Source organism: Streptomyces sp. NPDC056580, from assembly GCF_042793175.1.
Classification (GTDB): domain Bacteria; phylum Actinomycetota; class Actinomycetes; order Streptomycetales; family Streptomycetaceae; genus Streptomyces.
The window spans coordinates 225,235-236,522 of sequence record NZ_JBHTVE010000009.1; the positions used below are offsets into that span (position 1 = coordinate 225,235).

10 protein-coding genes are annotated in these 11,288 nt (G+C 71.0%); 3 read left to right on the top strand and 7 right to left on the bottom strand.

Annotation, left to right across the window (positions count from 1 at the left end):
• Positions 1-10: 10 nt before the first annotated feature.
• The 3 genes from ACFQ9Z_RS21750 (at position 11) to ACFQ9Z_RS21760 (ending at position 4,340) form a co-directional block, all read left to right on the top strand.
• Complete coding sequence (locus ACFQ9Z_RS21750; RefSeq protein WP_383020714.1) at positions 11-2,344, top strand: polysaccharide lyase 8 family protein; 2,334 nt, start codon at positions 11-13, stop codon at positions 2,342-2,344.
• A 154-nt stretch (positions 2,345-2,498) separates the two neighbouring features.
• A complete protein-coding gene (locus ACFQ9Z_RS21755; protein ID WP_383020717.1) occupies positions 2,499-4,094 on the top strand; it encodes an acyl-CoA carboxylase subunit beta in 1,596 nt (531 codons plus the stop codon).
• 57 nt (positions 4,095-4,151) lie between these two features.
• Positions 4,152-4,340 carry an acyl-CoA carboxylase subunit epsilon gene (locus tag ACFQ9Z_RS21760; protein WP_383020720.1) on the top strand — a complete coding sequence of 63 codons (189 nt, stop codon included), beginning with the start codon at positions 4,152-4,154 and terminating at the stop codon, positions 4,338-4,340.
• Between the two features lie 166 nt (positions 4,341-4,506).
• Here the strand turns inward: ACFQ9Z_RS21760 and ACFQ9Z_RS21765 are convergent, their stop codons facing one another.
• From ACFQ9Z_RS21765 to ACFQ9Z_RS21795, 7 genes are all read right to left on the bottom strand, one after another.
• The gene (locus ACFQ9Z_RS21765) at positions 4,507-5,088 is read right to left on the bottom strand and encodes an ATP/GTP-binding protein (protein WP_121406158.1); all 582 of its coding nucleotides are present in this window, start codon (positions 5,086-5,088) and stop codon (positions 4,507-4,509) included.
• Positions 5,069-5,638, bottom strand: a complete 570-nt coding sequence (locus ACFQ9Z_RS21770) for a DUF742 domain-containing protein (RefSeq protein ID WP_143635908.1) — start codon at positions 5,636-5,638, stop codon at positions 5,069-5,071. The genes ACFQ9Z_RS21765 and ACFQ9Z_RS21770 overlap by 20 nt, the downstream gene beginning before the upstream one ends.
• A gap of 94 nt (positions 5,639-5,732) precedes the next feature.
• Positions 5,733-6,146, bottom strand: a complete 414-nt coding sequence (locus tag ACFQ9Z_RS21775; RefSeq protein WP_004983065.1) for a roadblock/LC7 domain-containing protein — start codon at positions 6,144-6,146, stop codon at positions 5,733-5,735.
• Positions 6,147-6,156: 10 nt separating this feature from the next.
• Positions 6,157-9,426 carry a nitrate- and nitrite sensing domain-containing protein gene (locus ACFQ9Z_RS21780; protein ID WP_383020725.1) on the bottom strand — a complete coding sequence of 1,090 codons (3,270 nt, stop codon included), beginning with the start codon at positions 9,424-9,426 and terminating at the stop codon, positions 6,157-6,159.
• 377 nt (positions 9,427-9,803) lie between these two features.
• The gene (locus tag ACFQ9Z_RS21785; RefSeq protein WP_067301226.1) at positions 9,804-10,379 is read right to left on the bottom strand and encodes an ATP/GTP-binding protein; all 576 of its coding nucleotides are present in this window, start codon (positions 10,377-10,379) and stop codon (positions 9,804-9,806) included.
• Positions 10,360-10,758, bottom strand: a complete 399-nt coding sequence (locus ACFQ9Z_RS21790; protein WP_143635912.1) for a DUF742 domain-containing protein — start codon at positions 10,756-10,758, stop codon at positions 10,360-10,362. The genes ACFQ9Z_RS21785 and ACFQ9Z_RS21790 overlap by 20 nt, the downstream gene beginning before the upstream one ends.
• Before the next feature lie 111 nt (positions 10,759-10,869).
• On the bottom strand, positions 10,870-11,283 hold the full coding sequence (locus ACFQ9Z_RS21795) for a roadblock/LC7 domain-containing protein (RefSeq protein WP_003973453.1): 414 nt from the start codon (positions 11,281-11,283) through the stop codon (positions 10,870-10,872).
• Positions 11,284-11,288 lie beyond the last annotated feature (5 nt).

Consider the following 11,288-nt stretch of genomic DNA (forward strand, 5'->3'; position numbering starts at 1 on the left):
GACCGGCCGCATGAGCACGGGAGTGAGCCGACGCGCACTGCTGCTGGCCGCCGCCCTCACCGCTGCCGCGGCCCCCGCGGCCCGCGCGGCGGCCGGCGCCGACCCCTTCGACACCCTCCGCCTGCGCTGGCTCGGCATCGCGCTCGGCACCGGATACGACCCGGCCGCCGAGCCGTACGCCTCACGCCTGGCCCGGCTCGGCGAGATGGCACGCGACTTCCACGCCGGCATGGCCCCCGCGGCCGGCTCCCTGTGGCCCGGCCACCCCTTCGATCCGCCCGCCGGGATCACCTTCAGCTACGGACGCCTGTGGGCCATGGCCCAGGCGTACGTCCAGCCCGGCACCGGGGTCACCGGCGACGACGCCCTCCTCGCCGGCGTGCTCCGCGGACTCGACCACCTCTCGGCGACCGTCTACAACCCGGCCACCACGCGCTACGGCAACTGGTGGGAATGGCAGATCGGCAGCCCCCGGCTGCTCACCGACATCACGGCCGCCCTCCATGACCGGCTCGGCGCGGACCGGGTCGCGTCGGCCTGCGCCGCGGTCGACCACTTCATCCCGGACGCGATGCTCACCGAGTACTCCGGCACCTCCACCGGCGCCAACCGCGTCGACCTGTGCCGATCCGTCGCCCTGCGCGGCGTCCTCGGCCGGTCCGCGGACCGCCTCGCGCTCGCCCGGGACGCCCTCTCGCCGGTCTTCCCGCACGTCACCGAGGGCGACGGCCTCTACGCCGACGGCTCCTTCGTGCAGCACACCTGGGTCGCCTACTCCGGCACGTACGGCCAGGTCCTGCTGGACGGCCTGGGCCGGCTCCTCGCCCTGCTCGCCGGCTCCCCGTGGGAGATCACCGATCCCGCCCGGCGCAACGTCCTGGACAGCGTGGAGCACGCCTTCGCCCCGCTGATCCACGACGGACTGGTGATGGACTGCGTCAACGGCCGTGCCGTCAGCCGGGGTCTGCTGCTCGGCGACGACTCGCGCGTCATGCGCAGCGACCACTACCACGGCCAGGCGCTGATCGCGGCCGTCGCCCTGCTGGCCGGCGGTGCGGGCGAGACGGAGCGGGAACGCTGGTACGGCCTCGTCAAGGGCTGGATCGAACGGGACACCGTGACACCGCTGCTGACGGCCCCCCAGTTCGGCGTCGCGGACCTGGCCCGGCTGCACGCCGTCGCCGCCTCACCGGTGCCCGCGGCCCCGGAGCCCCTCGGCCACCGGCTCTTCCCGGCCATGGACCGGGCCGTCCACCGCGGGCCCCGCTTCACCGCCGCGCTGTCCATGGCCGGCGACCGCATCGCCCACTACGAGTGCGGCAACGGCGAGAACCCGCGCGGCTGGCACACCGGCTCCGGGATGCTCTCCTGGTGGGCCGGCGGGCGCGGCGGCCGGTCCGGCCGGTCCGATCAGTACACGGACTGGTACTGGCCGACCGTCGACTGGTACCGGCTGCCCGGCACCACCGTCTCCACCAGGCGCCTGGCCGACCGGGCCGGCGGCGAGTGGGGCGCGCCCAGGCCGGACGTCCGCTGGGTCGGCGGCACGACCGACGGCGAGTACGCGGCCGTGGGCCAGCACCTGAAGGGCCTCGAGTCCACGCTCGAGGCCCGCAAGTCCTGGTTCTTCCTCGTCGACGCGGTGGTCTGCCTCGGCGCCGGGATCAGCTGTGCCGACGGCGTCCCGGTGGAGACGGTCGTCGACAACCGCAACCTCGGCGAGGGCGGCGCCCAGACCTTCGTGCGCGGTCCCGGCTGGGCCCATCTGCAGGACCACGGCGGCTGGCTGCTGCCGCGCGGCGGCGAGCTGCGCACCCTGCGCGAGGACCGCACCGGCTCCTGGTCGGACATCAACACCACAAGCACCGACGAGCGGCGCACCCGCCGCTGGCAGACCCTCTGGCTCGACCACGGCACCGATCCGGACGGCGCGGACTACGTCTACGTGCTGATGCCCGGCGCCACCCGTGGCGAGGTCGCCGCGCGGGCCGCCGACCGCCGCTGGCTGCGCGTCCTCGCCAACGACGCCCGCCGCCAGGCGGTGGCCGTGCCCTCGCTCGGCCTGACCGCGGTCAACTTCTGGGCGGCCGGCACGGCGGGCGGTCTGTCCGCCGGCGCGGGCGCGAGCGTGCTCGTCCGCCGCCGGGGCCGGAGCGCTACGCTGTGGATCAGCGAGCCGCCCCGCACGGGCACGCCGCTGGAGATCGTCTGGGACCGCCCGGTGCGCTCGGTCGTCCACGCCGACGACACCGTGGACGTCCACTTGGCGGACGGCCGTCTGAGGCTCCGCGTCACTCCGGGGAAGGCATGTGCCGTCCATCGATGTGAGGTGGCTCTCGGGTGACGGCTTTGTGGCCCCCCTACAACCCGAGCGCCCTCTGAGCAGTCGGAACGGCTGCATGTCGCTCTGGTTCTGTTCACTGCTACCAGGAAAACGGTCCGGAGACTGTACGGAGTCGACGGCTCGCTTTCCTTGGTGTCCTTCGTAAGGTCACTACATGACCGTTTTGGAAGAGACGACGGGTGAGCCGACCGCGGAGCCGGCGGACGCGCGCGGGCGGGTCGCCGAGCTGCACGAGATCCGTGCGCGGGCCGTGGCCGGTCCCAGCGAGAAGGCGACCGCTGCCCAGCACGCCAAGGGCAAGCTGACGGCGCGGGAGCGCATCGAGCTGCTCGTGGACCCGGGATCCTTCCAGGAGGTGGAGCAGCTGCGCCGGCACCGGGCGAGCGGGTTCGGCCTGGAGGCCAAGAAGCCGTACACCGACGGTGTCGTGACCGGCTGGGGCACGGTGGAGGGCCGCACGGTCTTCGTCTACGCCCACGACTTCCGGATCTTCGGCGGCGCGCTGGGCGAGGCCCACGCCACGAAGATCCACAAGATCATGGACATGGCCATCGCGGCCGGCGCGCCGCTGGTCTCCCTCAACGACGGCGCGGGCGCCCGCATCCAGGAGGGCGTCTCCGCCCTCGCCGGCTACGGCGGCATCTTCCAGCGCAACACGAAGGCCAGCGGTGTCATCCCGCAGATCTCCGTGATGCTCGGCCCGTGCGCGGGCGGCGCCGCCTACAGCCCGGCGCTGACGGACTTCGTCTTCATGGTCCGCGAGACCTCGCAGATGTTCATCACCGGCCCGGACGTCGTCAAGGCGGTCACCGGCGAGGAGATCACCCAGAACGGGCTCGGCGGCGCCGACGTGCACGCCGAGACCTCCGGCGTCTGCCACTTCGCCTACGACGACGAGGAGACGTGCATCGCCGAGGTGCGCTACCTCCTGTCGCTCCTGCCGCAGAACAACCGCGAGAACCCGCCCCGGACCGAATCCACGGACCCGGTGGAGCGCCGCTCCGACGTCCTGCTCGACCTGGTCCCGGCGGACGGCAACCGCCCGTACGACATGACCAAGGTCATCGAGGAGCTCGTCGACGACGGCGAGTACCTGGAGGTCCACGAGCGCTGGGCGCGCAACATCATCTGCGCGCTGGCCCGGATGGACGGCCAGGTCGTGGGCATCATCGCCAACCAGCCCCAGGTGCTGGCGGGCGTGCTGGACATCGAGGCGTCCGAGAAGGCCGCCCGCTTCGTACAGATGTGCGACGCCTTCAACATCCCGATCATCACTCTTTTGGACGTACCCGGCTTCCTCCCCGGCGTCGACCAGGAGCACGGTGGAATCATCCGGCACGGCGCCAAACTGCTGTACGCCTACTGCAACGCCACCGTGCCGAGGATCTCGCTGATCCTGCGCAAGGCCTACGGAGGTGCGTACATCGTGATGGACTCCCAGTCGATCGGCGCCGACCTCACCTACGCCTGGCCCACCAACGAGATCGCCGTGATGGGCGCCGAGGGCGCGGCCAACGTCATCTTCCGCCGCCAGATCGCCGATGCCGGGGACCCCGAGGCCATGCGGCAGAAGATGGTCAAGGAGTACAAGGCCGAGCTGATGCACCCGTACTACGCGGCCGAGCGGGGCCTGGTCGACGACGTGATCGACCCCGCCGAGACCCGCGAGGTGCTGGTGAAGTCGCTGGCGATGCTGCAGTCCAAGCACGCCGACCTGCCCTCCCGCAAGCACGGCAACCCGCCGCAGTAACCGAGCGGACCCGTCGCGGCAACCCCGCGGACCTCTTCCTGACGGAGACTGACACCCATGAACACTGAAATCCGCGTCGAGAAGGGCCACGCCGAGCCCGAGGAAGTCGCCGCCATCACGGCCGTCCTCCTCGCCCGTGCGGCGGCCCAGCCGGCCGCCCCCGTGCACCGCGGCCGTGCCAAGGCCGGCTGGCGCCGCCTGGACCGCGAGCCCGGCTTCCGCGCCCCGCACAGCTGGCACGGCTGACCCGCGCCCGGCCCACGGCCGCCCGCCCAGGACACCGGAAAGGGCCCCTCCGCTCGGAGGGGCCCTTTCCGCTGCCCGCGCCGGTGGATCTCGCTGCGCGCGCCGGGCAGAACGCGGAACCCCGCGCCCCCAGCGGGGGCGCGGGGTTCCGCGTGCGGTCGGTCGCCTAGCGGAGCCGCGCCATCAGGGCGTGCTCCACCAGGGTGATCAGCGTCGACTTCGCGTCCGCGCGGTGGCGGGCGTCCGTGGTGATGATCGGGGTGTCCGGGCCGATCTGCAGGGCCTCGCGGACCTCGTCCGGGCCGTACGGCTGGTTGCCGTCGAACCCGTTGAGGGCGATGACGAAGGGCAGGCCGCTGTTCTCGAAGTAGTCGACGGCCGGGAAGCAGTCGGCGAGGCGGCGGGTGTCCACGAGGACCACCGCGCCGATCGCGCCGCGCACCAGGTCGTCCCACATGAACCAGAAGCGGTCCTGACCGGGTGTACCGAAGAGGTACAGGATCAGGTCCTGGTCCAGGGTGATGCGGCCGAAGTCCATGGCCACCGTGGTGGTGGTCTTGTCACCGGTGTGGGTGAGGTCGTCGATGCCGGCCGAAGCGGACGTCATGACGGCCTCTGTGCGCAGCGGGTTGATCTCCGAGACGGCGCCGACGAACGTGGTCTTGCCCACGCCGAAGCCGCCCGCCACCACGATCTTCGCGGAGGTGGTGGAGCGGGAAGGACCGCCGCTAGAGCTTGCGAAGTCCACTGAGCACCCTTTCGAGCAGTGTCACGTCTGGCTGGCCACCGGCGTTCTCGTCGCCGCCGGGCTGATGGATGGCGACCAGGCCCGCCTCCGCCAAGTCGGCGACGAGAATCCTGGCGACGCCGAGGGGGATCGTGAGCAGGGCCGAGACCTCGGCCACCGACTTGATCTCCCGGCACAGGTTGCAGATCCGCTGATGCTCGGGCAACTGGCCCTGCATCTGGTGCGGAGCGGCGGTGGTGTGCACCAGTGCCTCGATGGCGAGCTGGTAGCGCGGGCGCGTGCGGCCACCGGTCATGGCGTACGGACGCACCAGGGGGTTGTTCGATGCGGACGCCGGCGCGGGCTCCGGGCGGCGCTGCGGCTGGACCGGCTGGATCCGCGGGGCCGGCGGCTGGTCGTACGGCGAGGGCCCGGGGCCCTGCGGCGCGTACGGCTGGCGGTGAGCAGGGGTGGAGGGAAAGCCGTACCGGTTCGCCGAACCGTCGTTCTGGCCCTGGGCAGGGCCGTACGACCAGTTGCCCGAATGCGAACCGCCTGGGGGTGTTGCCACTTTCTCCTCCTCCGACTGTGCCGGGCACCCATCCGCGTGGAGCCGCGTCCCGAAACCTTACGGCCCCGGGACGCGAATACGCACCGTTCGTCTGTTAGTTGAGAAGGCTTCCCTGGAGCTCCGCACGGAGATCCGGGGTGAGAACCGTGCCCGCGCGGTCCACCAGAAGTGCCATCTCGTACCCGATGAGGCCGATGTCCGCTTCCGGGTGGGCCAGGACGGCCAGCGAGGAACCGTCGGAAATGGACATGATGAAGAGGAATCCCCGCTCCATCTCCACAACCGTCTGGTTCACGCTGCCGCCCTCGAAGATGCGGGAGGCGCCTGCCGTCAGGGAGGTCAGGCCGGAGGCGACGGCCGCGAGCTGGTCCGCGCGGTCGCGGGGGAACCCTTCGGACATCGCCAGAAGGAGTCCGTCGGCGGAGACCACCACCGTGTGGGACACCCCCGGGGTGTTGTCCACGAAGTTGGTGATCAACCAGTTCAGGTTCTGTGCCGCCTGGCTCATCGGGCTCACACTAACGCTCCTGGTTGTAGGTGCTGTCAGGACCACTGTGCTGATTACTGGTGGCCTGGCCGTTCGTTTCACTGCCTGCGCTGCGTCCGCGTTGGACGCCCCGGCGCAGGTTGCTCAGTCTGCCCCGGACGTCCTCCGGGGCGCGGGAGACCTGTGGGCCCCCCTGAGGGGTGCTCTCGGCGGTGCCCTCGACCAGGTTGGCCTTGGGTACCCGCCGGGGCAGACCGGAGGCGGTCACTCCGCCGGCCTTGGGCTTGCGGAGCGCCGAAGCCTGCTGCCAGCGCTCGTCGTTGGCCGAACGCCAGCCGCTGTCGCCGTTGCTCCCCGGGGTGTTCGCCGCGGGGGCCGGCGCCTCCGGCTGGGTGCGTCCGGCGCCGTTCGAGCCGCCGGGACCGCTCGCGGACCCGCGGCGGGGCAGACCGGCGTCGGTCATCCCGTGGGCGACGGGAGAATCCGCTCCCGGACGGTCGAAGCCTACGCCGTTGCGCTCACTCGCGTCAGTGGCCTGCGGTTCCGTTTCCGGAGCGTAATGGGCCGGGTAGCCGTTCTGGTAGCTGTCCTGCTGCGGCCAGTCGTCCTGGTAGGACTGCCCCTCGTAGGAGCCGAAGGCGTCGGCGGCGGAGCCGTGCGCGGGCGTCCGCTCCTCCTGGGCCGGCTCCGGATACGCGGGCTCGGGGTAGCCGCCGCCGTTCGCGGCGAAGCCGTCGTCCCGCGGCATGCCGCCGTTCGGCGCGTAGTACTGGCCGTCGTACGACTGCTCGTACCCGGCGCCGCGGTGCTCCTCGTACCCCTGGCCCTGGTCGCCGTACGCCTGCTGTCCGTCGAAGGCGGCGGGCTGGGCGGGCTGCTCGCCGAACCCGGCGGCGCCGTCGTACCCGGCCTGCCGGGCGTCGAACTCGTCCGCGTACTGCTGGCCGTCCGGCTCCGGCTGCGGCTCGCCGTGCGTCTGGGCCTCCAGCGCGGCGCGGCGCTCCTCGCGCATCAGGGAGCGGCCGACGGGGTCCAGGTCGCGGAGGTCGTCGGGGACCTCCGAGTAGCGGCTGTCGTCGAAGCCGAGTTCGGCGGCGGTGCGCATCGGCTGCTGCACCTGGGCGAAGTCCTCACCGCGGAACTGCTGCTCCGGGATGATCTGGGAGACCGTGAACTCCTCGCGGTCCAGCGGGGCTTCGCCGCCACCGCCGTGCGTGATCGCGTCCGGCAGCATGACCAGCGAGGTGGTGCCGGCCTGCTCGCCCGAGGGGCGGAGCTGGACCCGGATGCCGTGCCGGTCGGACAGCCGGCCGACCACGAACAGACCCATGCGCTGCGAGATCGCGACGTCCACGGTCGGCGGGTTGGCCAGCTTGTGGTTGATGTCCGCGAAGTCCTCGGCGGTCAGGCCGATGCCCTTGTCGTGGATCTCGACCATGACGCGGCCGTCGGGCAGCCGGGTCGCGGTGACGCGCACCTTGGTCTGCGGCGAGGAGAACGTGGTGGCGTTCTCCAGCAGCTCGGCCAGCAGGTGCACGAGGTCGGTGACCGCGCGGCCGTGGATCTCGGCCTCCGGGACGCCGGACAGCTCGATGCGCTCGTACTGCTCCACCTCGGAGGAGGCGGCGCGCAGTACGTCGATCAGCGGGACCGGCTGGTCCCAGCGGCGGCCGGGCTCCTCGCCGGCGAGGACCAGCAGGTTCTCGCCGTTGCGGCGCATACGGGTGGCCAGGTGGTCCAGCTTGAAGAGGTTCTCGAGCTGGTCCGGGTCCGCCTCGTTGTTCTCCAGGTCGGTGATCAGGGTCAGCTGGCCCTCGATCAGCGACTGGTTGCGGCGGGAGAGGTTGGTGAAGATCGCGTTGATGTTGCCCCGCAGCAGCGCCTGCTCGGAGGCGAGCCGGACCGCCTCGCGGTGGACCTGGTCGAAGGCGCGGGCGACCTCGCCGATCTCGTCCTTGGTGTGGATCGGGATCGGGGCCACCCGGGTGTCGACCCGGCCCGGGTCGGTACGGGAGAGCTGGTCGACCAGCATCGGCAGGCGCTGCTCGGCGATGCCGAACGCGGCGTTGCGCAGCTGGCGCATCGAGCGGCTCATCTGCCGGGCCACGGCGCCGGCCAGGATGAAGGCGAGGAGCAGGGCCACGACGACCACGGCGCCGGTGGTGATGGCCGAGGTCTGGGCGTCGCCGGCGATGCCGGAGGCCTCGTTCACGGCCTTGTCGGCGAGGTCCGACTCGATCTGGCGGTAGGCCTTGTACTTGAGGGTGTTGACCGCCCACCAGTTCTGGGCCGTCACACCGCCCGCGGCCATCTGCTGGCGGGTGAGCGGGGAGGTGTCCTGCATCGTCGCCAGCGCCGCGACCATCGCGTTCGGCTTGGACGGCGGCGCGACGTACTTCGGGTCCCTCTGCTTCTCCTGCGCGACCAGCGCGGCGCCGTCCGTCCTGATCTTCGCCTGCGCGTCGGTCAGCTTCTGCGCGTCCTCGTCGGTGCCACCGCCGAGGTACTCCTCGAGGGCGATGCGCTCCAGGTAGGCGTAGGAGGACAGGGCCACCCGCTGGGTGGCCAGGTTGGGGTCGTCCGGGCCGGGCTTGACCAGCAGGTGCATGCCGATCGACCGCTCCAGCGACAGCGCCGCCTTGGTCAGCGACATGGCGTAGACGGTACGGCCGTAGGAGGTGATGTTGCCGGTGCCCAGACCGAGCTCGTTGGCGAACTCCATCAGCGGGTGGGCCACGTTGACGTAGCCCTCCTCGGTCTTCACACCGGTGGTCTTCTTGGTGTACGCGACCCGGCGCAGGGTCTGCAGCTCGGGCTCGGCCTGCTTGAACTGCTCGAGCCGGCGCTTGAGCCCGGGCTTGTCCGGCACGTTCTGCGCCACCTGGTGGAAGGTGGCGGCGGCCTGGTCAGTCTGCTTGCGGGCCGCGGTGACGACGTCCTTCTGGTTACCCAGCAGCAGCGGGGCGGCGGTGACGTCGCGCTCGTTCTCCAGCGCGTCGGCGTAGCCGAGGGCGGCGCGCACCAGGCGGGCGGTGTTCTCCGCGTCCCGGGCCTCGTTCCAGGTGTCGATCGAGCTCTTCACCTGGAAGCCGCCCATGACGAGACCGACCATCACGGGTATGAGCAGGATCGCGTTCAGCCGGGTCGGCACCCGCCAGTTACGCGGTGAGAAACGGCCGCCACCGGCCGGGGGAGCGGCCGAGGGCTCGGCACCCGGCACAGGGGCGGGCGCCGCAACGCGCGGCGGCGGGGTGAAGTTGCCCCGCGCCGACGGCTCGGGACCGTTCTTGCTTCGCCTCACTCGACCAACAACCTCTCGGCGGTCGGCACCTTCGTCGTGCCGCAGTCTCTCAGAGCCCGGTTCGTCATCGACCACTCAGTACGTCATTGACTAATAGGCAGTTCAGGCATTCCAGCACGGCGGCATCCGCTCTTCCAAACACTCGGAACCTGAGGTTCCGAGTGACGTAAGCCCCAGATAAAACGGGCATACAGAGCGAGCCCCGCCAAAAGACGGGGCGGTCGTGCGCACAGCGACACCGCGCGACCGCGTCGCGTGGTGAAGAACGGTGATTCCTCTGCCGAACTGTTATGAACACCGGAGCCGACCGTGTCAAAGGCCACAGCCGGCTCCGCTTGCGCTACGGCAACTGCCGTACGGCACGTTTCACTTGACTGTCACCGCAGGCGGGCCATGAGCGCGTGCTCGACGAGCGTGATCAGCGCGCTCTTGGCGTCCGCGCGGTGGCGGGCGTCCGTGGTGATGATCGGCGCGTCCGGCCCGATCTGCAGCGCCTCCCGCACCTCGTCGGGGGTGTAGGGCTGCTGACCGTCGAACCCGTTGAGGGCGATGACGAAGGGCAGGCCGCTGTTCTCGAAGTAGTCGACGGCCGGGAAGCAGTCGGCGAGGCGGCGGGTGTCCACGAGGACCACCGCGCCGATCGCGCCGCGCACCAGGTCGTCCCACATGAACCAGAAGCGGTCCTGACCGGGTGTACCGAAGAGGTACAGGATCAGGTCCTGGTCCAGAGTGATGCGGCCGAAGTCCATGGCCACCGTGGTGGTGGTCTTGTCACCGGTGTGGGTGAGGTCGTCGATGCCGGCCGAAGCGGACGTCATGACGGCCTCTGTGCGCAGCGGGTTGATCTCCGAGACGGCGCCCACGAACGTGGTCTTGCCCACGCCGAAGCCGCCCGCCACCACGATCTTCGCGGAGGTGGTGGCCCGGCCCGCGTCAGAGCTTGCGAAGTCCACTGAGCACCCTTTCGAGCAGCGTCACGTCCGGAGCGCCGCCGTTGTTCTCGTCGCCACCCGGCTGGTGGATGGCGACCATGCCGGCCTCTGCGAGGTCGGCCACCAGGATCCGGGCCACGCCGAGCGGCATGGCCAGCAGCGCCGACACCTCCGCGACCGACTTGACCTCACGGCAGAGGTGGCAGATGCGCTGGTGTTCCGGGAGCAGTCCCATGAGCGCTGCCGGGTCGGCCGTGGTGCTGATCAGTGCCTCGATGGCGAGCTGATAGCGCGGCCGGGTCCGGCCACCGGTCATCGCGTACGGACGTACCAGCGGCTGGTCGCCCTCGTCCCCGTACGGCTCCGCGTACGGATCATGAGAGGCGGTGGGCGGGGTCATGAATCCTCCGGGCGGGACAGCAAGTCGGTCAGTCAAGCCGTCGGATGAGGCCGGTGGGGGGATTGTGGCGGCCGGACGGTGTTTTTGTGAGGTGGGTGGTGCCGGGGCCGGTCAGTGAAGCAGACTGCCTTGGAGTTCGGCGCGCAGGTCCGGGGTGAGTACCGCCCCTGCGCGGTCGACCAGCAGTGCCATCTCGTAGCCGACCAGGCCGATGTCGCACTCGGGGTGGGCCAGGACCGCGAGGGAAGACCCGTCCGAGACGGACATCAGGAAGAGGAACCCGCGCTCCATCTCCACGACCGTCTGCGCCACGTTGCCGCCCTCGAAGATCCGGGAGGCCCCGGCCGTCAGGGAGGTCAGGCCGGACGCGACGGCCGCGAGCTGGTCCGCGCGGTCACGCGGGAAGCCTTCGGACATGGCCAGCAGAAGGCCGTCGGCGGAGACCACCACCGTGTGCGACACCCCGGGGGTGTTGTCCACGAAGTTGGTGATCAACCAGTTCAGGTTCTGTGCCGCCTGGCTCATCGGAC